This is a genomic window from Roseateles sp., assembly GCF_047654805.1.
Lineage (GTDB): Bacteria > Pseudomonadota > Gammaproteobacteria > Burkholderiales > Burkholderiaceae_C > Pelomonas.
Genome location: NZ_JASGIV010000001.1, coordinates 5,621,534 through 5,643,457, shown reverse-complemented (window position 1 = coordinate 5,643,457; position 21,924 = coordinate 5,621,534). Strand labels below are relative to the sequence as shown.

At 67.8% G+C, this 21,924-nt stretch carries 18 protein-coding genes, 1 pseudogene and 1 riboswitch; of the genes and pseudogenes, 9 read left to right on the top strand and 10 right to left on the bottom strand.

Annotation, left to right across the window (positions count from 1 at the left end):
• Positions 1–82: 82 nt before the first annotated feature.
• Complete coding sequence (sppA, locus tag QM732_RS25595) at positions 83–1,966, top strand: signal peptide peptidase SppA (RefSeq protein ID WP_415658900.1); 1,884 nt, start codon at positions 83–85, stop codon at positions 1,964–1,966.
• Here the strand turns inward: sppA and QM732_RS25590 are convergent.
• From QM732_RS25590 to QM732_RS25580, 3 genes and pseudogenes are all read right to left on the bottom strand, one after another.
• Positions 1,963–3,090 carry an ABC transporter permease gene (locus QM732_RS25590; RefSeq protein ID WP_415658899.1) on the bottom strand — a complete coding sequence of 376 codons (1,128 nt, stop codon included), beginning with the start codon at positions 3,088–3,090 and terminating at the stop codon, positions 1,963–1,965. The two genes, sppA and QM732_RS25590, sit on opposite strands and share 4 nt — an antisense overlap.
• Before the next feature lie 71 nt (positions 3,091–3,161).
• Positions 3,162–3,869: pseudogene (gene ccmA / locus QM732_RS25585) on the bottom strand (heme ABC exporter ATP-binding protein CcmA); the annotation flags it as partial.
• Between the two features lie 82 nt (positions 3,870–3,951).
• Positions 3,952–4,782, bottom strand: a complete 831-nt coding sequence (locus QM732_RS25580; RefSeq protein WP_415658898.1) for an HlyD family secretion protein — start codon at positions 4,780–4,782, stop codon at positions 3,952–3,954.
• Between the two features lie 268 nt (positions 4,783–5,050).
• Here QM732_RS25580 and QM732_RS25575 point away from each other — a divergent pair, with 268 nt between their 5' ends.
• From QM732_RS25575 to metW, 3 genes are all read left to right on the top strand, one after another.
• The gene (locus QM732_RS25575) at positions 5,051–6,385 is read left to right on the top strand and encodes a methyl-accepting chemotaxis protein (RefSeq protein ID WP_415658897.1); all 1,335 of its coding nucleotides are present in this window, start codon (positions 5,051–5,053) and stop codon (positions 6,383–6,385) included.
• A 19-nt stretch (positions 6,386–6,404) separates the two neighbouring features.
• A riboswitch (SAM riboswitch) is annotated at positions 6,405–6,480 on the top strand.
• Between the two features lie 43 nt (positions 6,481–6,523).
• Positions 6,524–7,696 carry a homoserine O-succinyltransferase MetX gene (gene metX, locus QM732_RS25570; protein ID WP_415658896.1) on the top strand — a complete coding sequence of 391 codons (1,173 nt, stop codon included), beginning with the start codon at positions 6,524–6,526 and terminating at the stop codon, positions 7,694–7,696.
• The gene (gene metW, locus QM732_RS25565) at positions 7,693–8,268 is read left to right on the top strand and encodes a methionine biosynthesis protein MetW (protein WP_415658895.1); all 576 of its coding nucleotides are present in this window, start codon (positions 7,693–7,695) and stop codon (positions 8,266–8,268) included. The genes metX and metW overlap by 4 nt, the downstream gene beginning before the upstream one ends.
• 9 nt (positions 8,269–8,277) lie before the next feature.
• On the opposite strand, the gene QM732_RS25560 is transcribed toward metW, so the two are convergent.
• The 3 genes from QM732_RS25560 to QM732_RS25550 are packed head-to-tail and all read right to left on the bottom strand — an operon-like array spanning position 8,278 to position 10,588.
• Complete coding sequence (locus tag QM732_RS25560; RefSeq protein ID WP_415658894.1) at positions 8,278–8,484, bottom strand: hypothetical protein; 207 nt, start codon at positions 8,482–8,484, stop codon at positions 8,278–8,280.
• Positions 8,485–8,522: 38 nt separating this feature from the next.
• A complete protein-coding gene (locus tag QM732_RS25555) occupies positions 8,523–8,768 on the bottom strand; it encodes a hypothetical protein (RefSeq protein ID WP_415658893.1) in 246 nt (81 codons plus the stop codon).
• 47 nt (positions 8,769–8,815) lie between these two features.
• Positions 8,816–10,588 (bottom strand): diguanylate cyclase, encoded by a 1,773-nt coding sequence (locus tag QM732_RS25550; RefSeq protein ID WP_415658892.1) that lies wholly within the window; start codon positions 10,586–10,588, stop codon positions 8,816–8,818.
• A gap of 74 nt (positions 10,589–10,662) precedes the next feature.
• Here QM732_RS25550 and QM732_RS25545 point away from each other — a divergent pair, with 74 nt between their 5' ends.
• Together QM732_RS25545 and QM732_RS25540 are read left to right on the top strand one after the other, a co-directional pair.
• A complete protein-coding gene (locus QM732_RS25545; protein ID WP_415658891.1) occupies positions 10,663–12,138 on the top strand; it encodes a M20 family metallopeptidase in 1,476 nt (491 codons plus the stop codon).
• 8 nt (positions 12,139–12,146) lie between these two features.
• On the top strand, positions 12,147–13,103 hold the full coding sequence (locus QM732_RS25540; protein ID WP_415658890.1) for a LysR substrate-binding domain-containing protein: 957 nt from the start codon (positions 12,147–12,149) through the stop codon (positions 13,101–13,103).
• Here QM732_RS25540 and QM732_RS25535 read toward each other — a convergent pair.
• Positions 13,090–13,641, bottom strand: a complete 552-nt coding sequence (locus QM732_RS25535) for a hypothetical protein (RefSeq protein ID WP_415658889.1) — start codon at positions 13,639–13,641, stop codon at positions 13,090–13,092. The genes QM732_RS25540 and QM732_RS25535 overlap by 14 nt on opposite strands.
• A gap of 82 nt (positions 13,642–13,723) precedes the next feature.
• Here QM732_RS25535 and QM732_RS25530 point away from each other — a divergent pair, with 82 nt between their 5' ends.
• The 3 genes from QM732_RS25530 to rsmA all read left to right on the top strand — a co-directional run bounded on the left by QM732_RS25530 (position 13,724) and on the right by rsmA (position 18,263).
• Positions 13,724–16,096, top strand: a complete 2,373-nt coding sequence (locus QM732_RS25530) for an LPS-assembly protein LptD (RefSeq protein ID WP_415658888.1) — start codon at positions 13,724–13,726, stop codon at positions 16,094–16,096.
• Complete coding sequence (locus tag QM732_RS25525; protein WP_415658887.1) at positions 16,093–17,403, top strand: peptidylprolyl isomerase; 1,311 nt, start codon at positions 16,093–16,095, stop codon at positions 17,401–17,403. Before QM732_RS25530 ends, QM732_RS25525 begins: the two co-directional genes overlap by 4 nt.
• An 89-nt stretch (positions 17,404–17,492) precedes the next feature.
• Positions 17,493–18,263: a 16S rRNA (adenine(1518)-N(6)/adenine(1519)-N(6))-dimethyltransferase RsmA gene (rsmA, locus tag QM732_RS25520; RefSeq protein WP_415658886.1), complete on the top strand. Its 771-nt coding sequence runs from the start codon at positions 17,493–17,495 to the stop codon at positions 18,261–18,263.
• Positions 18,264–18,483: 220 nt separating this feature from the next.
• On the opposite strand, the gene QM732_RS25515 is transcribed toward rsmA, so the two are convergent.
• The 3 genes from QM732_RS25515 to QM732_RS25505 all read right to left on the bottom strand — a co-directional run bounded on the left by QM732_RS25515 (position 18,484) and on the right by QM732_RS25505 (position 21,897).
• Positions 18,484–18,879, bottom strand: a complete 396-nt coding sequence (locus QM732_RS25515) for a barstar family protein (protein ID WP_056268781.1) — start codon at positions 18,877–18,879, stop codon at positions 18,484–18,486.
• Positions 18,880–18,928: 49 nt separating this feature from the next.
• Positions 18,929–19,363 (bottom strand): ribonuclease domain-containing protein, encoded by a 435-nt coding sequence (locus QM732_RS25510; RefSeq protein ID WP_415658885.1) that lies wholly within the window; start codon positions 19,361–19,363, stop codon positions 18,929–18,931.
• 236 nt (positions 19,364–19,599) lie between these two features.
• Positions 19,600–21,897, bottom strand: coding sequence for an NADP-dependent malic enzyme (locus QM732_RS25505; RefSeq protein ID WP_415658884.1), 2,298 nt, complete (start codon positions 21,895–21,897; stop codon positions 19,600–19,602).
• Between the last annotated feature and the right edge of the window lie 27 nt (positions 21,898–21,924).

The window sequence follows — 21,924 nt, the reverse complement described above, 5'->3', positions numbered from 1 at the left end:
GTGTCCTCACAAAACATGACCGGCAGAGCTTAAGGCCGCGGGCACGCACAATCGCCCGCATCAACCCTCAAGGTGGCTGTCGATGAAGTCTCTGTTTTCCGCGATTGGCTGGCTGTTCTCCAAAGCCTGGTGGCTGCTCGACGGCACACGCCGGGCGCTGATGAACCTGCTGGTGCTGCTGCTCATCGTCATCGTCGTGACAGCGCTGATGACGCGCGGCCCCAAGCCCCTGGCCGACAAGACCACGCTTGTCCTCAAGCTCGATGGCAACCTCGTCGAGCAGTTCTCGGGTAGCCCACGCGAGCAGCTGATGGCCCAGGCCCAGGGCCGCAGCACGCCGCGCCAGACCCGGCTGCGCGACGTGCTCGCCGCGCTGGAGCAGGCCGCCAAGGACGACAAGATCAGCACGGTGCTGCTGGACGTGGAAGACCTGGGCAGCGCGGGACAGGCCGGCCTGCACGAGGTGACGGCCGCGCTGCAGCGCTTCCGCAAGGTCAGCGGCAAACCCGTCGTCGCCTACGCGGACAGCTACAGCCAGCGTGGCTACTTCCTCGCAGCCCAGGCCGCAGAGGTCTACCTGCACCCCATGGGCATGGTGATGCTGGAGGGCTTCGGCCGCTGGCGCACCTACTACAAGGATGCGCTGGACCGCATCGGCGTGACGCCTCACGTCATCAAGGTCGGCACCTACAAGAGCTTCGCCGAACCCTACACCGCCACCGGCCCCAGCCCAGCGACGGTGGAGGCCGAGGGCCTGGTCTACGGCGAGCTGTGGAGCGGCTTCACGACCACCATCGAGACGGCGCGCAAGCTTGAGGCCGGGGCCGTCGGCAGGAGCATCGACCAGATCCCGCAGTTGCTGGCTGCCGTCAAGGGTGACGCAGCCCAGATGGCCGTGCAAGCCAAGCTCGTCGATGGCCTGAAGACGCGCGACCAGATGCGCGAGCTGCTCATTGCCAAGGGCGCCCGGGACGAGGAGAGCAAGAGCTTCCGTCAGGTCTCGCTGGGCCAGTACCTGGCCTACGTCAGGGACGCCGGCGCGCCGAACAAGCTGCAGCCGGGCGTGGGCGTCGTCGTTGCGGAGGGCGAGATCGTTGATGGCGATGCCGGCCCGGGCCGCATAGGTGGCGACTCCACGGCCCGCCTGATCCGCAAGGCGCGCGAGGATGATGCCATCAAGGCCGTCGTGCTGCGCGTGAACTCGCCCGGTGGCAGCGCCTTCGCGTCCGAGATCGTGCGCCGCGAGCTGGAGCTGACTCGCGCGGCCGGCAAGCCCGTCGTCGTCTCCATGGGCGACGTGGCGGCCTCGGGCGGCTACTGGATCTCGATGGCCAGCGACGCCGTCATCGCCGATGCCGGCACCATCACCGGCAGCATCGGCGTGTTCGGCATCCTGCCCACGGCCGAGGGCCTGATGGACAAGCTGTCCCTGCACACTGGTGGCGTCACGACGACGTGGCTGGCCGGGGGCTACGACCCGCGCCGCCCGCTGGATCCGCGGCTGAAGGCCGCGGTGCAATCCGGCGTCGACAACATCTACGCCCGCTTCACCGGCCTGGCCGCCCAGGCGCGCAAGAGCACGCCGGAGAAGATCGACGCCGTCGCCCAGGGCCGCATCTGGACCGGCGCGCAGGCGCGCGAACGCGGCCTGGTGGACCGCATCGGCAGCTTCGACGACGCAGTGCAGACCGCCGTGCAGTTGGCCAAGCTGGAGGTCAAGGCGGGCGAGAAGCCGCGGCTGGCCTACGTGGAACGTGACCTCAGCCGCAGCGAGCGCCTGATCGCATCGTTGACCGACGTGATGGCGCCCTCCATGGCCGCCGCCGTGGGGCGGTCGCTGGGCCTGGATGCGCTGCCGGCGCCCATCATCGAAGAGCTGGCGGTGCTCAAGGAGCTGTCCAGGGTCGCGGCGCGGGGGCAGTTGGACAAGGCCGCAGTGGTCCACTGCCTCTGCGGCGCACCCTAGTCCAGCGTCTGCCGGTAGCGCAGCAACGCCACGGCACCAGCGACCGCCAGGAAGGCCAGCATGGGCCACAGCTCGGGCGCCAGCTCCGCGACGCCCGAGCCCTTCAGCATGACGCCGCGCACGATGCGCAGGAAATGCGTCAGTGGCAGCATCTCGCCCAGCCACTGCGCCCACTGCGGCATGCCGCGGAACGGGAACATGAAACCCGACAGCAGCATGGACGGCAGGAAAAAGAAGAAGGTCAGCTGCAGGGCCTGCAGCTGATTGCGTGCCAGCGTCGAGAACGTGAAGCCCACACCCAGGTTGGCCAGCATGAAGACGCCGATCATGGCCAGCAGCAGCCCGACGCTGCCCACCATGGGTACATCGAACAACGCGAAGGCCGCTGCGAGGATGACGCCCAGTTGGACGTAGCCCAGCACGACATAGGGCAGGATCTTGCCCACCATAACCTCGATGGGCCGCACAGGCGTCGCCAGCAGGTTCTCCATCGTGCCGCGTTCGCGTTCGCGCGTCATCGCCAGCGCCGTCAGCATCACCATGGTCATGGTCAGAATGGTGCCGACGAGGCCGGGCACGATGTTGTAGCGGCTCAGGCCCTCTGGGTTGTAGCGGCGCTGGACACGTACCTCGAACGGCAGAGGTTGCACCGCTGCTGCGGCCAGCGCGCCGCGCAGGTCGCGGTTCAGCGCAGTCTGGCCGAGCTGGCTCAACGCGGCGATGGCGTTGCCCGCCGCCGAGGGGTCGGTCGCATCGGCCGCGACCAGCACGGCCGGCCGCTCGCCGCGCACGACGCGCGCGCCGAAGGCGTCAGGCACGACGATGAGGAACTGGATCTCTCCGCGTTGCAGCAGCGCGTCGCCGCGTGACTCTGCGATGCCGCTCTCGACGACGCGGAAATAGCCGCTGGTCTGCAACGCAGCGACCAGGCTGCGCGCCATCGGGCTGGTGTCCTGCGACACCACCGCCGTCGGCAAGCCCTTGGGGTCGGTGTTGATCGCGTAGCCGAACAGCACTAGCTGCATGACGGGAACGCCCACCGCCATCGCGAAGGTGAGCTTGTCGCGCAACATCTGCTGCACTTCCTTCAACGCGATGGCGAACGTGCGGGCCAGGGCATGCATCAGGCGGTTTCGGAGAAGTTGTCGGTGGCATGGCCAACGAGGCGCACGAATGCGTCCTCGAGGTCGCTGGCGCCTGCGGCCTGCACGATGGACGCCGCCGTGCCGCGCGCCAGCACGCGGCCGTAGGCGATGTACACCAGCTCGTCGCAGCGCTCGGCCTCGTCCATGTAGTGGGTGGACACCAGCACCGTGATGCCCTCCCCGGCGAGGCGGTGGATGTGATCCCAGAATTCGCGGCGGGCCTTGGGGTCCACGCCAGCCGTCGGCTCGTCCAGCAGCAGCAGCTTGGGTTGGTGCAGCAAGCAACCTGCCAGCGCCAGGCGCTGCTTCCAGCCGCCGGACAGCGCACCGGCAAGCTGCTTCTGCCGCGTCGCCAGGCCCAGCCGCTCCAACGCCCCATCCACAGCCTGCTTGCGGTTCTCCATCGAGAACAACCGCGCGATGAAGTCCAGGTTCTCGCGGATGGACAAGTCCTCGTAGAGGCCGAATTTCTGCGTCATGTAGCCGACCTGGCGCTTGACCTCGGCGGCCTGGCCGCGGAACTCCAGGCCGAGCACGTGCCCCTCGCCAGCATCCGGCGTCAGTAGCCCGCACAGCATGCGCAGCGAGGTGGTCTTGCCGCTGCCGTTGGGGCCCAGGAAGCCGACGACGCGACCGGCGGCAACCTGAATGTCCACGCCATCGACGACCCGGCGGCCGCCATAGGACTTGCTCAACCCCTTCACGTCGATGGCCAGCGCTGCCGGGCTCCCCGGCCGACCAGGGTTGCCGCTGCTCAATGCCCCAGGCCCCCCGTCTCCCCTGAAGGCCGGCCGGGCACGCTCGTGTTGAGCGGAGCGGGCGTTGTCAAGGACCCGATGCTCATGGCGTGACGTCCAGCGGTTGCCCCGGATGCAGCCGCTCCGAGTCCTCGGCCTTCACCGGACGCGCCTCGACGAGGAAGACCAGCTTGTCGCGCTGCTGGTTGGAGTAGATGACCGGCGGTGTGTACTCGGGGCCTGCGGCGATGAAGCTGATGCGCGCCGGGATGGCGGCGCCGCAGCCGTCGCAGTGCAACTGCACGGTGGCGTCCAGCTTCAGGCCGCCCAGCGCGGACTGCGGCACGTAGAAGCGCGCCTTGCGATTGGCCGGCGGCAGCAGCGCCAGCACGGGCTGGCCAGCCGCTACCCACTCGCCGGGCCGCAGGAAGATGTCCTGCACGCGAGCCGACACGGGCGCGCTTTGGCGCTTCTGCTCGACGCGCCAGGCCGTCTGCGCGCGGCCGCTCTGCGCCGCGTCGGCCAGCGCACGGGCGGCCACGCGCTCGTCTTCACGCGAAGGCAGCCGGGCAACCGCCAGTGCCGACTCGAGCTCGGCGACGCGGGCACGCGCCTGGGTCAGCGTCGTCGCTGCGTCGTCCACGCGGGCCTGGGCCACGAAACCCTGGGCCAGCAGTTGCTGCTGGCGCACGAGATCCACGTCGGCCAGGCGCTCGGCGGCGCGCGCCTGTTCCAGCTGTGCGCGCGTGACGGCCAGCTCGGGCGCGCGCCGGCCCTTGTCGGCGTCACGGGCCTGGGCCAAGGCGCTCTGCGCACGCGCCTGCGCCTCGGAGTCGGCCGCGAGTTCAGGCGTCGCGTCCAGCTCAAACAGCGGCTGGCCGGCCGTGACGGCCTCGCCCGAGCGCACGGCAAGGTCGGTGAGCCTCCCGGCCACCGGGGGGGGCGATGTAGACCAGCTCAGCCTCGGCATAACCCGTCCAGCCACCGGCTGGCCGGTCGCCGCAACCGGCCAGCAGCGCAGCGATCGCTGACAGAAAGATACGTTTCATGGCAACAACTCCACATGGGGCGGGACTTTTCGCGAAGTGTTCGGCAAATCGCAAGGCACAGCCAATCTCTTCTTGCCAGCATCGACCCGATCATTAGCATCCTGACTAGGAGGTCGCAACCGGCGGCCCGGCAAGGAGCAAGGAAGCAAGGCCATGAATGTCGCCACCTGGATGCGCAGTTTCACGATCCGCACCCGCATGCACGGGGCCATCGCCATGGTGCTGCTGATGTTCGCGACCCTGGCCCTCACCGGCCTGCTCGGTGGCCGCCAGCTGATGGCGCTCCATGCTGATGCCACAGCGCGCATGACGCAGGACGTCCAGCAGCTCACCGCCATCCGCCAGGCGCTGGCCGAGGTACGCCAGGCGGACGGTTCGCCCGAGCGCCCCCAGGAGAAGCTGCGCGAGATCGAAAAGCGCGTGGAGACGATGGCCGGCGCCGTGGACCAGCAGGCCCGAGCGGCCGAGGCCGAGTTCGGCGCCGAGATGCAGCGCATCCGCTGGCGTGCGCTGGCCGTGCTGGCCCTGGTGCTGGTGCTGGTGGTGCCACTGACGCTGATCAACTCCTCCACCATCACTACCCCCATGCGCTACGCCTGCACGGTGGCACAGTCCATTGCCGGCGGCGACCTGAACAACAACGTGCGCATTGCCGGCCGCGACGAAGCCTCCGACCTGCTGCGCGCCCTGGATTCGATGCAGGCCAGCCTGCGCGGCCTGGTCAGTCAGGTCAAGACTTCGGCGCTCAGCATCGAGACAGCCAGCGACGAAGTCGCCGCGGGCAACCACGACCTCAGCCAGCGCACCGAGCGCACGGCGTCCAGCCTGCAGCGTACGACCAATTCCATGGACGAGCTGACGCAGGGCGTGCGCCACGGCGCCGACGCGGCTGGCAAGGCACGCGAGCTGGCTGCGGGCGCGGCCGAGGTCGCGCAGCGCGGCGGCCAGGAAGTTTCCGAAGTGGTCTCGACGATGGACGAGATCAATGCCAGCTCGCGCCGCATCGGCGACATCGTGGGCCTGATCGACAGCATTGCGTTCCAGACCAACATCCTGGCACTGAACGCGGCCGTCGAAGCGGCGCGTGCGGGCGAGCAGGGCAAGGGCTTCGCCGTCGTCGCGACCGAGGTGCGCTCGCTGGCGCAACGCTCGGCCGGCGCGGCACGCGAGATCAAGTCGCTGATCACCGCCAGCGTCGAACGCACCGAAACTGGCGCGCGCCTGGTTCAGCATGCCGGAGCGACGATGCAGGAGATCGTCGACAACGTGCAGAAGGTCAGCGACATGATCGGCGAGGTGGCCGCTGGCGCGGCCGACCAGAGTGCGCGCATCGGCCAGATCAATGGCGCCGTCAGCCAGCTCGACGACATGACGCAACAGAACGCCGCGTTGGTGGAGCAGTCGGCCGCCGCTGCCGACAGTCTGCGCCAGCAGCTGCAGCTGCTGGCCGGCGCGGTGGCGCAGTTCCGCCTCGACGGACAGCGATGACGGTGGACGGCATAGAATGCCGCTCCATAGCGCCGATTTGTTCCGGATTGCGGGCGCTCTATAAATGCCGCTAAACAGGACTCCGAAGCAACCGGCGTCCGCAACAGTGGCCGCCGGTTTTTTCATTGGAGTAAGGCCATGACGGGCCGAAGCGTCGGCGACGTATCGCCGCAGAGTTTTCATTTCGACGAGCCGCTGCCGCTGCGCAGCGGCGCAAGCCTGGGACCCTACGACCTGATGGTCGAGACCTATGGCCAGCTCAATGCCGAGCGCAGCAACGCCGTGCTGGTCTGCCATGCGCTGAACGCCAGCCACCATGTCGCCGGCAGCTATGCCGGCCAGCCGAAGAGCGAGGGCTGGTGGGACAACCTCATCGGCCCGGGCAAGCCGCTGGACACCGACAAGTTCTTCGTCATCGGCGTCAACAACCTCGGCTCCTGTTTCGGCTCCACCGGACCCATGCACGCCAATCCGGCGACCGGCCGGGCCTGGGGCGCAGACTTCCCAGTCGTCACCGTGCAGGACTGGGTGGACGCGCAGGCCCGCGTTGTCGAGCGTTTCGGCATCCTGAAGCTGGCGGCCGTGCTGGGCGGGTCCTTGGGCGGCATGCAGGCGCTGGACTGGGCGCTGCGCTACCCGGAGCGGCTGGCCCACTGCATCGCCATTGCGACCGCACCCAACTTGTCAGCACAGAACATCGCCTTCAACGAGGTGGCGCGCCGTGCCATCGTGACCGACCCAGACTTCCACGGCGGACATTTCTACGCCCACGGCGTGGTGCCCAAGCGCGGCCTGCGCGTGGCACGCATGATCGGCCACATCACGTATCTCAGCGATGACGTCATGGCCGAGAAGTTCGGCCGCGAGCTGAAGTCCGGGGAGCTCGGCTATTCGACACAGGACATCGAGTTCCAGATCGAGAGCTACCTCCGCTACCAGGGCGACAAGTTCAGCGACTACTTTGACGCCAACACCTATCTGCTGATCACGCGCGCGCTGGACTATTTCGATCCCGCGGCCGAGCACGGCGGCGACCTGGCGCGGGCCTTCGCCAGCGCACGTGCCAAGTTCCTGGTGGCGAGCTTCACGACCGACTGGCGCTTCTCGCCGGCACGCTCGCGCGAGATCGTCAAGGCGCTGCTCGACAACCGGCTGGACGTGTCGTACGCGGAGATCGACGCACCGCACGGCCATGACGCCTTCCTGCTCGACGATCCGCGTTACCACGGCGTCCTGCGGGCCTATTTCGAGCGCATCGCGGGAGAGCTGGAAAGGCCTGTCACGCTGCAGTTCAAGGGGGTGGCGGTATGAGTTTCGACCCCGCCATCGCGGCCCTGGTGCCACCGGGCTCGCGCGTGCTGGACCTGGGCTGCGGCACTGGCGAGCTGCTGGAGCACCTCATCAAGCACAAGGGCTGTAGCGGCTACGGCGTGGAGCTGGACGATGGCAACCTGCTGGCCTGCGTCAAGCGAGGCGTCAACGTCATCCAGCGCAACCTGGAGGAAGGTCTCTCCATCTTCGAGGACCAGAGCTTCGACGTCGTGCTGCAACTGGAGACGCTGCAGCACCTGCGCAATGCCGAGCAGATGCTCAAGGAGACGGCGCGCGTCGGCAAGATGGGTATCGTCAGCTTCCCCAACTTCGCCCACTGGCCCAACCGGCTACAGGTGCTGCTGGGCCGCATGCCGGTCACACGCGCCCTGCCCTATGAGTGGTACGACACGCCCAACATCCGCGTCGGCACCTTCGCCGACTTCGGCGTGCTGGCGCGCAAGAACCGGCTCAAGATCCTGGACAGCTTCGGCCTGCAGGACGGCCAGCCGGTGCGTTCGCTGCCCAATCTCATGGCCAGCGTCGCAGTGTTCAAGTTCGAGCGCGAGTGACGACCGACCTCAACCCGGCGTCTTCTTGTGGGCCTTCTTGCCGGCCTTCTTCTTGTGCTTGGCCTTGGCGGGCTTTTTCGTGCCGGCCTTGGCCTGCACGCCGCTGCTGACGTGGCTGGCCTTGTGATGCTGGCTCACGCGCGCCTCCGCGGCAGGGGCGGCGAAAGCGGCGCCCAGCATGACGGCGAGAGCGATGGCGGCGGTCTGGATCTTCATGGCGACGAACTTTCGAAAACGGGTGCCTCCAGCCTAACTCAGGGCGGCGACGCAGCCTGATAGGAGCCCGTCAGGCCGCACACCCACGCATCTGGGCCCCGGGTCTGGCCGTCCTCGGCACGCTCATCGTTCCCCGTTCGCGAGCCAATGCGGTTGATGCGACTGCCCGTGGACGGCGGCGCACCCTGGGTGGCGGCGATGACGGTCGGCCGCTTGTCCAGCTGCAGCGCCCGCGCCCAAGCGACACGGCCATCACCACTCCAGCCGGCACCATAGGTATGCATGCCAGCCAGGCCTGAGTTTTCCCCAGCACGCCTCGGCAAGCGTGGCATCAGCCAGCGTTGCGCACGGATTGCGTCAGCGCGCCGGCGCGGACCACGCAGTTGCGCCCCTGTGCTTTGGCGGCATAGAGGGCCTGGTCGGCATCGTGGAACAGGCGGTCCAGGTCGACCAGCTCGCGTGCCTTGGCGCAGGCCACGCCGAAGCTGGCACTGATGCGAAGCGTCAGGCCTTCGGCCGTCGTGATGGGCGTGTCAGCCAGTGTCGTACGCAGGCGCTCGGCGAGCTGCAGGGCTTGGTCGGGGCCGCAGTTTGGCGCCAGCATGACGAACTCTTCGCCGCCATGGCGGGCCAGCAGCTCGCCTTGGCGGATCTCGTCGCGGGCGATGGCCGCAGCGGCACGCAGCACCTGATCACCTACCAGGTGGCCGTGCTGGTCATTGATACGCTTGAAGTGGTCCAGGTCGAAGACCAGCAGCGCCACGGGCCAGCCATGGCGGCGCGCCTGAGCCAGCAGGCCTCCGGCCCGCTCGGCAAAGGCGCGACGGTTGGGCAGGCCGGTCAGGAAGTCGGTGTCGCTGGCAACACGTAGCCGCTCGATGAGCTGCTCGCGCTCCGCCTCCAGCGCGCGGCTGCGCAGCGTGGCGTCGCGCAACGCCGCCACGGCGCGTTGCATGGCGCCGATCTCGTCGTGGCGCTCGGCCGGCGCCTCATGGTCGGACGGTGGCACGCGGCCCTGCATGATGGCCGTCATAGTCCGCGTGCTGCTGAGCAGGGGCATCAGCACGCGGTGGCGGATGAGGAGGAAGACGCCCAGCTCGATGCACAGCACGGCCACTCCCAGCGCAACATTGACGACGAGACGTTCGCGCGTGGCGGCCACGCGCGCGCCGGCCGCCTGCCGTCCGGCCTCGAACAGCGTATCCCGCAGCTCGACGATGCTCTGCATGGGCGGCACGTAGCGGGCCACGAAGGCCGCGGCGTCGACGCCATACGCCTGGCCGGCCTGGCCGCGCTCGGTCAGCTCATGCACAAAGGGCAAGTCCTCCCCGAAGTAACGCGCCTCCATGCGCTCGACAGCATCACGCAGTGGCGCATCAGCGCGCCGGACCTGCAGGCTGATGAGGCGGCGCAGCTGCTCGATGCGACCTTCGAGCCGCTGGATGGCGTGCTGCTCGCCGCGAGTCAGCGGCGCGCGCGTCGCCAGCGGCGTGTTGAACTCCGATCCGAGTCGGCCCGCGTACTCGCGCAGCTCGGCAGCGTAGCGCGCGCCGACCAGAGGCAGGGCCAGCTCAGGGTAGATGGTCTCGGCCTCGGCGGACAGCGTCGTCACGCTGCCGAACAAGGTGTCGACGACGGCGAACATGCGATCGACCGGCCCACGCGTCACACGCGCGCCGGGCGCGCTGCGCAGGGCAGAGGGCAGCCCGGCAACGCGGTCCACCTCGGTCCTGGCTCGCACGAGCTCCTCGCGCGCCTGGCGCAGCTCCGCCAGGCCGGTGGCGGCAGCACCGTCCCGCGCATCGGCAAGCGCCGCGCCGGCTGTATCGAATGCCGCATCTGTGGCGCGGCGAAACTCGGCCAGCCGGGCTCGCTTGGCCGGATCGACGGGCTCGCCATCGCTGAGCACCTGGTTGGCAGGCCCGCGCTCGGCCGAAGCCTTCTCCGCCACCTTCATGGCAAGGTAGGCGCGCTGCATGGCCACCAGGCCAGTCTCAGCCGTCACGACGGTGCGCCAGTCGGCCCAGGCGGAACGCAGCAGCAGCACGGTCACCAGGCTGAGCAGGAGTCCGGTCGTCAGAAGGAATAGGCGGGTCAGGCGCATGGGCGACGGAGCAGTGGCCCATTATGGGAGCGCCTAAACTCGTCGAATGTGTCAGCGACACCCCGGAGTAAGCCATGAATGCCCGTGATCCCAACCTGCCTCTGCAAGCCGACGAGGCCAGCGCGCTGGGCGCATTCGCGTCTGCGATCTGGGACGAGGAAATCGTCCCGGCCCTGACCGACTACATCGCCATTCCCGCCAAGAGCCCGATGTTCGATGCCGACTGGGCGGCGCATGGCTACATCGAGAAGGTGCTGACGCAGGCCGCCGCCTGGGTGGAGAGCAAGAAGGTCGCGGGCCTCAAGCTCGAGGTGGTGCGCATCCCTGGGCGCACGCCGGTCATCTTCTTCGAGGTGCCGGCCACCAAGGCTGGATGCGATAACACCATCGTCCTTTACGGCCACCTGGACAAGCAGCCCGAGTTCAGCGGCTGGCGCAGCGACCTGGGGCCGTGGACGCCCAAGTACGAGGACGGCCTGCTGTATGGCCGCGGCGGCGCGGACGACGGCTATGCGGTCTATGCGTCGCTGACGGCCATCATGGCGCTGGATCAGCAGGGCATCCCGCGTCCGCGCTGTGTGGGCGTCATCGAGACCTGCGAGGAGAGCGGCAGCTTCGACCTGCCGGCCTACATCGACCTGCTCAAGCCCCGCCTGGGCAATGTGTCGCTTGTCGTCTGCCTGGACTCTGGCGCCGGCAACTACGACCAGCTGTGGCTGACGACCTCGCTGCGCGGGATGGTGTCGGGCGTGCTCAAGGTCGAGGTGCTGACCGAGGGCATCCACAGCGGCGACGCATCAGGCGCCGTGCCGTCGAGCTTTCGCATCCTGCGCCAGGTCCTGGACCGGTTGGAGGACAGCAAGACCGGGCGGCTGCTGCCCGAGAGCTTTCACTGCGAGATCCCCGGCGCTCGCCTGGAGCAGGCGCGCGCGACGGCAGCCATCCTGAAGGACGAGGTCTACAAGCGCATGCCCTGGGCCTGTGGTGCGGACGGCGGCCCCGTGCTGCCGGTGACGACCGATCCGGTCGAGGTGCTGTTGAACCGCACGTGGCGGCCGACGCTGTCGGTGGTGGGCGCCGACGGCTTTCCAGAACTGAAGAACGCCGGCAACGTGCTGCGGCCCTACACGGCCTTCAAGCTGTCCTTGCGTCTACCGCCACTGATCGACGGCAACGCCGCGGCGCTGGAGCTGAAGGCGCTGCTGGAGGACAACGCACCCTACAACGCCAAGGTCAGCTTTGTACCCGACGGCCGCGCCGGTGCCTTCGGTGCCACCGGCTGGAACACCCCCGACCTGTCGCCCTGGCTGAGCCAGGCGCTCAACGACGCCAGTCTCGCCCACTTCGGCGCGCCGGTCGGCTACATCGGCCAGGGCGGCACCATCCCGCTGATGAGCATGCTGCAAAAAGGCTTCCCGGCCGCGCAGATGATGGTCTGCGGCGTGCTGGGTCCGAAGAGCAATGCCCATGGCCCCAACGAGTTCCTGCATGTGCCTTACGGCAAGCGCCTGACGGCCGCGGTCGCACAAGTGATGGCGGCGCATCCCTGACCTGAAGGATGGACCAGCTCCGCGCCATCAAGGTCTTTGTCCGCGTCATCGACGAAGGCAGCTTCGCGGCCGCAGCCCGGGCGCTGGACCTCGCGCCGGCCGTTGTCACCCGCCTCATCGCCGAGCTGGAAGACCACCTCGGCACACGGCTGCTGAATCGCACGACGCGGCGGCTGTCGTTGACGGAAATCGGAGAGGCCTACCTGGAACGGGCGCGGCGCATCCTGGCCGACGTGGACGAGGCTGCGGCCCTGGCCGCCTCGGCCACGCAGGAGGTCCGGGGCCTGCTGCGTGTGCTGTGCCCGCCGGCCATCGCGGTGCACCAGTTGGCCAAGCACCTGCCCAAGTTCCACCGCGCCTATCCGCTGGTGACACTTGAGATCGTCTCACCCGGCCCCGTCGAGACGGTGGACGACGGCTACGACCTGACCATCTTCCTATCCCGAGAGCCGCTGGATGGCGACTTCATCGCCCGGCGTCTGGCGCGCAGCGAATTCATCCTGTGCGCCTCGCCCGACTATCTCGACCAGCGGGGCCGGCCCCAGCACCCCAGCGAACTGAAAAAGCACGACGCACTGCTGCCTCCGACGCCCTCGCTGATGCGTGGCCTCACACTGCAACGCGGCGACGGCGCGGAGGAGATCACGCTGCCCATCGTGCCCTCGCGCGCAACGCTGTCGACGACGCACATGGACACCAACTACGCCGCTGCCCTGCACGGCCTGGGCGTGGCCGGCCTGCCCAGCTTTATGGTGGAGGACGCGCTGCTGGAGCAGGCGCTGGAGCGGGTCATGCCACAGTGGCGGCTGTTCGGCACCACCTTGTGGGCCGGCATGCCGACGCGCAAGTACGTTCCGGCACGCACGCGGGCCTTCCTCGACTTCCTGCTCGAGATCTTCGGCGGCGAGGACAAGGACCCGTGGCTGGTGGCGGCGGGCTGCGCCACCTGCCCTAGCGCAGGCTGAACCCCAGCTCGAAGAACTCGGGAAAGCGCGCCTCCATGGCCCGCTTCAGCGGCGCCAGCGCGACGTAGCGCGATGCGGTCTTGACGATGTAAGCCAGCAACCGGCGTTGCTCCGGATGGTCCTGGCCCACCAGTGCCAGATGCTGGCGCAACGCGCTCCACTCCAGCCGACGCCAATACTCGCCGAAATCGGCCGCCAGCCCCTCATCGAGCAGGCCGTCCGCGCGGCTGGCCTCCCAGTGGCGCACGGCCCAGTCGATCTCCTGCGCTTCGTCCCAGGCCAGCTCGGGCGCACGCAGCAGCGCGCCGATACGGTCTGTGACGGCGCCTCCTGGCGCGTCGTCGAGCAGGTGCTGCAACACGGCATCGAGCCCGGAGTCGGCGATGCGGGCCAGACCTGCGCGTAGCGCGGCCGCATCGACCGGCGTGGCATCAGCCGGGCTGGCGCGCAACTCGGCACAAGCTGCGCGCATCAGGCGGTCCGCGTCTTCGGGATGGGTTTGCAGGTCCTGGATCAAGGCGGAGGTCGGCAGCGTCATGGGGGGAAAGCCCTCGTGGATAATCAAATTCTAAGAACCGCCGGCCCCGGCATCCTCACCGACTCCGAGCCTTCCGCTGCCTGTGTCGCGCTCGCCCCGCCTCCTTCGCCCCGCCCCGCTGTCCCCACTGCTCGCCCTGGCCCTGTGCGCCTGGGGCGAGGCGTCGGCGCAGCAGTCCTCCGACGCCGCACTGCCGCTGCGCGGCAGCCGTGTGCTGGCGGCACCCTCCAGGCCCGGCGCCGCCAAACCAGCCCTGGTCATCACGGCCGGCCAGTTGTCTGCCCAGGTGGACCAGCAGGCGCAGGGACGCGAGGGCGTGGAGCTGCGCTACGGCGAGCTGGTGATGAACACCGACAAGCTCGACTACCGCGTCGTCGACGACTTTGCGCGGGCCGAGGGCAACGTCCGAATCAATCACAACGGCAATGTCTTCACCGGCCCGCTGCTGCAGCTGTACGTGAGCCGGTTCGAGGGCGAGTTCCTGACGCCGCATTTCCTGCTCGCTGCGACCGGCGGCGCCGGCAAGGCCAAGGTGCTGAAGTTCCAGGACAGTGAACACATGAGCGCGTCCGACGGCAGCTACAGCAGCTGCCCGGCGGTAGAGAACCAGGAGCCGGCATGGCAGATCACGGCCAAGCAGCTGCGCATGGACCTGGCCGCCAACGAGGGCGAGGCCGATGGTGCGGTGCTGCGCTTCCTGGGCGTGCCCATCCTGGCCGCGCCGTCCATGACTTTTCCGCTCAGCTCGGCGCGCAAGTCAGGCTGGCTGCCCCCCAATATCTTCCTGGACAACCGCGGCGGCCTAGAGACCGGCGTGCCCTATTACTGGAACATCGCGCCGCAGCGGGACGCGACCTTCACGCCCTTCGTCATGACCAAGCGTGGCGTGGGCCTGGACAGCGAGTTCCGCTACCTTGAGCCCGGACATGCTGGCCGCATCAACGTCGACCTGCTGCCCAGCGACCGCGTGTTCGGCCACTCGCGCTGGAGCCTCAAACTCAACAACGACGGCAACTTCGGCGACTGGCGCTATCGATTCCGCAGCGAACGGGTCTCCGACGACGACTACTGGAAGGACATGTCGCGCCGCGTCGAGAGCCAGACGCCCCGCCTCATGGCCAGCGACTTCAACATCAGCCGCCACCGCGAGCTGTCCTGGGGCGCGATCGACACCTATGGCCGCGTGCAACGCTGGCAGACGTTGCAGGGTACGGACGTGACGGCCCAGTTCGACTCGCCATACCAGCGCAGCCCGCAGATCGGTGCGCGCCTGACGACCGCGGCCGACGAGGCCGTGCTGGACAGTTTCCGCCCCTGGGGTCGCAAAGCACGGCTTGAGGGCGGCCTGGAGCTGGAGTACAACCGCTTCGACCTGCCCGGCTCGGCGCGGGCTGGACAGCCAGGCGGCGGCCAGCGCGTGCACGCGCTGGGCCATGTGGCGGCGCCGCTGGGCGGCGAGGCCTGGTGGTTCATCCCACGCGCCTCCTTCAACGTGGCCGCCTATGACCTGGACCGCCCACAGGCAGACGGCCGCCGCCGCATGGGTCGCGTCATCCCGACGCTGAGCATTGACCATGGCTGGGTGTTCGAGCGCGATACGACGCTGTTCGGCCGCGACTACCGCCAGAGCCTGGAGCCGCGCCTGTTCTACGTGAACACGCCCTTCCGCGACCAGAGCAACCTGCCCAACTTCGACTCGGCGCCCAAGGACTTCAACTTCGATTCGATCTACACCGACAACCAGTTCTCGGGCGTGGACCGCGTGTCGGACCTGCACGCATTGAGCGTGGGCGCGACCAGCCGATGGATTGGCGCAAGTTCGGGTGAGGAGATCCTGCGCCTGGGTGCCGTGCAGCGCTTCCTGTTCCGCGACCAGAAGATCACTCCCGACGGCCAGCCCGTCACGCAGCGCTTCTCGGACCTGCTGCTGGCCGCCGCCGCCCACCTGGATGAGAGATGGTGGGCCGACGGTACGCTGGAGTTCAACCCGGAGACCAACCGCTCGGTGCGCTCGGTGCTGCGCGCGCGCTACTCGCCGGGACCGTTCAAGACGGTCAGCGTCGCCTACCGGCTGGCGCGGGCGCAGAGCGAGCAGGTCGAGTTGGCCTGGCAATGGCCGCTGTACGGCACGCCGATCACCTCGCGCGGCGCCGACAGCAAGTCATGCGGTGGCGCCTGGTACAGCGCCGGCCGCGTGCAGTACTCGCTGCGCGACCGCCGCCTGACAGATTCCGTCGTTGGCTTCGAGTACGACGCTGGCTGCTGGGTGTTGCGCTGGGGCGTCGAACGCCTGTCCACGGGCCGCGCCGAAACCAACACGCGGCTGATGCTGCAGCTGGAGCTGGTGGGCCTGTCGCAGCTGGGCTCCAACGCCCTCAAGGTCTTGAAGGACAATGTGCCCGGTTACCGCAGGCTGAGCTCCGACCGCTCGCCGAGTTCAGACTTCCAACCATGATGCATCGCCTCGCCCCCCCCTTCCTCGCCGTGACGCTGGCCCTGGCCGCCTTCCAGGCCTCGGCCCAGGCTCCCACGCTGCAACCGGGGGACTACATCGCCGCCGTCGTCAACCAGGACGTCGTGGCTGCCAGCGAGGTCGTCCAGCGCACCGAGCGGCTGCGCCAGGAAGCCCGCCAGCGCGGTGAAGTCATGCCCGAGACCACCGGCCTGCGCAAGCAGGCGCTGGAGGCGCTGATCTTGGACCGTGTCCTCGTCACCTACGCCCGCGAGAACGGCCCGCGCGTGGATGAGGTGGAGCTGGATCGTGTCGTCGCCAACGTGGCCGCGCAGAACAAGCTGACGATGGATCAGCTGCGCGAACGCCTCAAGCAGGATGGCACCGACTACAAGAGCTTCCGCGAGAACCTGCGCGACCAGATGATGACCGAGCGCGTGCGCGAGCGCGAGGTGCAGGGCCGCATCAAGGTGACCGACACCGAGATCGATGCCTATCTGGACAAGAAGCGCGCCGACTTGGCCGGCGGCGGCATGATCAACCTGGCCCAGGTGCTGGTGACCGTACCCGATGGGGCCGCCGAAGCTGTCGTGACGGAAAGGCGCGCTCGCGCCGAGGCGGCACTGGCCCGCATCAAGGGCGGCGAGGACTTCGCGAAGGTCGCCCGAGAGGTTTCCGAGGACGGCAACAAGGCGCGCGGCGGCGAGATCGGCCTGCGCCCGGCTGATCGCCTGCCCGATGTCTTCGTCCATGCCGTCAAGGGCCTGAAGAACGGCGAGGTGGCGCCCGAGCTGCTGCGCAGCGGCGCCGGCTTCCACATCCTCAAGATCGTCGAGCGCCAGGGCGGAGCATCGCTGACTCAGAGCCTGCAGACTCACGCCCGCCACATCCTGCTGCGCCCATCGGCCCAGCTCACGGCGGAAGTCGCCGCGCGGCGACTGGCGGAGATGAAGCGCCAGATCGAGAGCGGTCAGGCCAAGTTCGAGGACGTCGCCAAGGCCAACTCCGAGGACGGCAGCGCCCCCGAGGGCGGTGACCTGGGCTGGATGGGCGCCGGCGGCTTCGTGCCCGAGTTCGAGGAGGCGATGAACGCGCTGCCGCTGAACGGCATCTCCGGCCCCGTCGTGTCGCGCTTCGGCGTGCACCTGATCCAGGTGCTGGAGCGCCGTACGGTCGAGGTCGAGATGAAACAGTTGCGCGACCAAGCCCGCAGCGCGCTGCGCGAGCAGAAATACGACGAGGCCTACCAGGAGTGGGTCAAGGACCTGCGCACCAAGGCCTTCGTCGAAGTGCGCGAATGGCTGGATTAGTCTGCGCCCCCTGCGCGCTGCGCACGCCCGCGGGGGAGCACTGCCAGTGGCCCGGCAAAGCCGGCTCCATGGCAGTTGCTGGGTAAGTCATGAAGTCACACATTCCGAGAAAGCGCTTCGGCCAGCACTTCCTGACCGATGCGGTGCTGATCGACGCCATCATCGACCTGATCGCTCCGCAACCCGGCGACACCCTGGTGGAGATCGGCCCCGGCCTGGGCGCGATGACGCTGCCGCTGCTGGAACGACACAAACCACTGACCGTCATCGAGCTGGACCGCGACCTCGCGGCGCGGCTGCGCAAGCGCGATGACGTCGAGGTCATCGAGAGCGACGTGCTCAAGGTGGACTTCAAGGCCCTGGCAGCCGCAAAGGGCGCCCGGCTGCGCGTTGTTGGCAACCTGCCCTACAACATCTCCACGCCCATCCTGTTCCATCTGCTGGACGCGGTGGACGACGTTGTCGACCAGCACTTCATGCTGCAAAAGGAAGTGGTGGACCGCATGGCCGCCGGGCCGGGTGGCAAGGACTATGGGCGGCTGAGCGTGATGCTGCAGTGGCGCTACGACATCGAGTCGGTGCTGGACGTGCCCCCGGAGGCCTTCGATCCGCCGCCGCGCGTGGACTCGGCGATCGTGCGCATGCAGCCACTGAAGACGCCGCCGGCCGTGAGCCCCAAACTGTTGGGTGAGCTCGTTGCCAGCGCCTTCTCGCAGCGGCGCAAGCTACTGCGGCACAGCCTGGGCAAGTGGCTGGCGGAGCGCAGCTACTCGGGCCACTTCGACCTGCAGCGGCGGGCCGAGGAAGTGCCGGTCGACGAATTCGTCGCGTTGGCGCTGGAGATCCAGCCGCGCCAATGAAAAACGGGACCCGAAGGTCCCGTTTCCCGGCTCGAGCGCTCAGAGCGACATCAGGCCGCGTTGAGCCACATCGAGGTATCGAAGGCACTGCACATCATCGGCATGTTCACGCCGAAGTTGGGATTGCCAATCGTCGATTTCGCGCTCTTAGGCGCAGGCTTTTCAACCACCGGGGCCACCTCAGCAGCCCGCTCCCATGACCCGTTTTCTTGGGAGCGGGCTACTGAAAAGAATAGAAACACCGGAAGGCGATCTTCCTGTCGGCCCAGTAGTCGGCCGTGTCGCGGAAGACATCGAGCAACTGCTCGCGAGCCTCCCGGTCGAAGCGCACGTTGTCGGGCAGCTGTTCCAGCACGACGACGAAGCCGGGCTGGGAGCCCGCCTTGTGGACGAGGTCGGTCATGCAGTCATGCAGGGCGTCCAGGTTCTTGCCGAAATGCGCCGGGAACAGAAAGGCCTGCGCAATGCCATCAAGCACATCCTGCTTGGACTGCGCTTCCGACAGGTTGGCATACAGGAAATGCTGGCCCGCCTCTTGAGCGGCCTGCATCAAGTCCTCGACCCGGTAGGCCCGTATGGCCTGCACGATATTGGGACGGACGGTCTGCAAAAGCATGGTCACGTTCCTCCTTTCAAGTCACAAAACTGCTTCGATCCCTCGACTCTCACCGGGCCGCTCCATCGCGAATGCGCTTGAAGCTGGCATAGTGATCGTCGGTGTAGTAACAGGCCTCTGGCTTCGTCGGAGGCGTACCGCCACAGACGATGCGGCGGGCGCCACGCGTGCGTGCGCCAGGGGTCTTGACCGTGTATTCGCGGTAGAAGCCGCGAGCCTTGCGGGGCAGCAAGCGCTCACGATTGCCGAACACCACGCCGTCCTTGGCATAGGGGAACGGGCCACCGGCGAAAATCAGCCGGTGCGTTTCCTGAGCCTGGCCGGGCAGCTCGCTCAGCTGAACTTCAGCCGGGACGGGCGTTGCGGTGGAGAGCCCATTGCTGGGCGCTTCCTTGGCTTGCGCGCCGCCGGCCAAGCCGGTGAGCAGCAGGGCGGACAGTGCCGCCGAGGCGCCAGAGCGCGCCAGCCACGAGAGCAAAAACACGGGTTTACCCTGAACGAAAAGCCGTAATGGTACCGAAGGGGCCCAAAAAGCTCAAGCCGGACCCTGCCGCCGGAGTCCGGAAATGGTTCTTGTGAGTATGCACTCACACTCCGCCAATTCATTGTTATTTATGACGTTATGACGGCTTCGTGACGCAATTTTCGCTGTGAAAACTTCTGTCAATTGGGGAAGCCAGGGCGCTCAGGCCCTGTTCCCTCCTGGAACTGCGCAGGCGCTCAGGTGCGGGCAGCGTTCGCGTCGGCCACGGTCAGAGCCGTCATGTTGACGATGCGCCGAACAGTTGCCGACGGCGTGAGGATGTGCACGGGCTTGGCAGCGCCGAGCAGCACAGGGCCGATGGCGATGCCGCCACCGGCTGCCGTCTTCAGCAGGTTGTAGGAGATGTTGGCGGCGTCGATGTTGGGCAGCACCAGCAGGTTGGCCTCGCCGCTCAGCGGGCTGTGCGGCATGATCTGCCGGCGGTAGCCGGCGTCCAGGGCGGTGTCGCCGTGCATCTCGCCATCGACCTCCAGCCAGGGCGCGAGCTGCTGGATCAGGGCCAGCGTGTCGCGCATCTTCACCGCCGAGGGCTTATCACTGGTGCCGAAGTTGCTGTGCGACAGCAGGGCCGCCTTGGGCACCAGGCCGAAGCGGCACATTTCCTGAGCAGCCATGATGGTGATTTCGGCGAGCTGCTCGGCGCTGGGGTCGTAGTTCACATGGGTGTCCACCAGCATGACCTGGCGGCCCGGCAGGATCAACCCGTTCATGCACGCATAGGTCTTCACGCCGGCACGCCGGCCAATGACCTGGTCGATGTAGTGCAGGTGCGTTGCGGTCGTGCCCCAGGTGCCGCACAGCATGCCGTCCACCTCGCCCTTGTGCAGCAGCATGCTGCTGATCAGCGTCAGGCGGCGGCGCATCTCGATCTTGGCGAGCTGCTGCGTCACGCCCTTGCGCTCGGTCATGCGCAAATAGGTCTGCCAGTAGTCGCGGTAGCGCTCGTCGTGCTCGACGTTGACGACGTCGTAGTCGCGGCCCTGCTGCAGGCGCAGGCCGAAGCGCTCGCAGCGCTCGGCGATGACGGCCGGGCGACCCACCAGCGTTGGGCGGGCAAGGCCCTCGTCGACCACCACCTGGGCCGCGCGCAGCACTCGCTCCTCTTCACCCTCGGCGTAGGCGACGCGCTTGTTGGGCGCGCGCTTGGCTGCGGTGAAGATGGGCTTCATCGTGTTGCCAGAGGCGTACACAAAGCTCTGCAGCTTCTCGCGATAGGCGTCCCAGTCGATAATGGGCCGGACGGCGACGCCCGAATCCATGGCCGCCTGGGCCACGGCCGGCGCGATGCGCATCATCAGACGCGGGTCGAAGGGCTTGGGGATCAGGTACTCGGGGCCAAAGCTCAGCGTCGCGCCGGCATAGGCTGCGGCGACCACCTCGCTTTGCTCGGCCTGGGCCAGCTCAGCGATGGCCCGCACGGCCGCGATCTCCATCTCGACATTGATGGTCGTGGCTCCCGAGTCCAGCGCACCGCGAAAGATGTACGGGAAACACAGGACGTTGTTGACCTGATTGGGGTAGTCCGTGCGGCCCGTGGCCATGATCGCGTCGTCGCGCACAGCCTTGACCTCCTCGGGCAGGATCTCCGGCGTCGGGTTGGCCAGCGCGAAGATCAGCGGCTTGTCAGCCATGGTCGCGACCATGTCCGCCTTCAGTACACCACCGGCCGACAAGCCCAGGAAGACGTCGGCGCCCTGGATGACCTCGCGCAGGGAGCGCGCGTCGGTCTTCTGCGCGAACTCGGCCTTGTCCGGGTCCATCAGCTCGGCACGGCCCTCGTAGACGACACCGGCCAGATCGGTGACGAAGATGTTCTCGCGCGGCAGGCCCAGCTTGACAAGCAAGTTCAAGCAGGCGAGCGCTGCGGCGCCGGCACCGGACGTGACGAGCTTGACATCCTTGACGTCCTTGCCGACGACCTTGAGGCCGTTCAGGAACGCCGCGCCCACGACGATGGCCGTGCCATGCTGGTCGTCGTGGAAGACAGGGATCTTCATGCGCTCGCGCAGCTTGCGCTCGACGTAGAAGCAGTCCGGCGCCTTGATGTCCTCGAGGTTGATGCCGCCGAAGGTGGGCTCAAGCGCAGCGATGCAGTCCACCAGCTTGTCGAGGTCTCGCTCGTTGACCTCCAGGTCGAAGACATCGATGCCGGCGAACTTCTTGAACAGCACGCCCTTGCCTTCCATGACCGGCTTGGAGGCCAGCGGCCCGATGTCGCCCAGGCCCAGCACGGCGGTGCCGTTGGTGACGACGGCAACGAGGTTGCCGCGTGACGTGTATCGGAAGGCGTTGGCCGGATCAGCCACGATTTCCTCGCAGGCCGCCGCCACGCCGGGCGAATAGGCCAGCGCCAGGTCACGCTGGTTGACCAGTGACTTGGTCGCCGCGATGGCGATCTTGCCGGGGGTCGGGAACTCGTGATATTCGAGAGCGGCCTGGCGGAGTTGGGCGCGTTTTTCTTCTGAGCTGAGCATGGCGGGGATCGCAAGGAGGCCGACGGG

Bases quoted from the DNA above. Each gene is read 5' to 3' on its own strand.
- sppA (WP_415658900.1), top strand. From the start codon at position 83: ATGAAGTCTCTGTTTTCCGCGATTGGCTGGCTGTTCTCCAAAGCCTGG.
- QM732_RS25535 (WP_415658889.1), bottom strand. From the start codon at position 13,641: ATGACGCTGCCGACCTCCGCCTTGATCCAGGACCTGCAAACCCATCCC.
- QM732_RS25560 (WP_415658894.1), bottom strand. From the start codon at position 8,484: ATGAAGATCCAGACCGCCGCCATCGCTCTCGCCGTCATGCTGGGCGCC.
- QM732_RS25540 (WP_415658890.1), top strand. From the start codon at position 12,147: ATGGACCAGCTCCGCGCCATCAAGGTCTTTGTCCGCGTCATCGACGAA.
- rsmA (WP_415658886.1), top strand. From the start codon at position 17,493: ATGAAGTCACACATTCCGAGAAAGCGCTTCGGCCAGCACTTCCTGACC.
- QM732_RS25505 (WP_415658884.1), bottom strand. From the start codon at position 21,897: ATGCTCAGCTCAGAAGAAAAACGCGCCCAACTCCGCCAGGCCGCTCTC.
- QM732_RS25515 (WP_056268781.1), bottom strand. From the start codon at position 18,879: ATGCTTTTGCAGACCGTCCGTCCCAATATCGTGCAGGCCATACGGGCC.
- QM732_RS25550 (WP_415658892.1), bottom strand. From the start codon at position 10,588: ATGCGCCTGACCCGCCTATTCCTTCTGACGACCGGACTCCTGCTCAGC.
- metX (WP_415658896.1), top strand. From the start codon at position 6,524: ATGACGGGCCGAAGCGTCGGCGACGTATCGCCGCAGAGTTTTCATTTC.
- QM732_RS25525 (WP_415658887.1), top strand. From the start codon at position 16,093: ATGATGCATCGCCTCGCCCCCCCCTTCCTCGCCGTGACGCTGGCCCTG.
- QM732_RS25575 (WP_415658897.1), top strand. From the start codon at position 5,051: ATGAATGTCGCCACCTGGATGCGCAGTTTCACGATCCGCACCCGCATG.
- QM732_RS25590 (WP_415658899.1), bottom strand. From the start codon at position 3,090: ATGCATGCCCTGGCCCGCACGTTCGCCATCGCGTTGAAGGAAGTGCAG.
- QM732_RS25545 (WP_415658891.1), top strand. From the start codon at position 10,663: ATGAATGCCCGTGATCCCAACCTGCCTCTGCAAGCCGACGAGGCCAGC.
- metW (WP_415658895.1), top strand. From the start codon at position 7,693: ATGAGTTTCGACCCCGCCATCGCGGCCCTGGTGCCACCGGGCTCGCGC.
- QM732_RS25555 (WP_415658893.1), bottom strand. From the start codon at position 8,768: ATGCATACCTATGGTGCCGGCTGGAGTGGTGATGGCCGTGTCGCTTGG.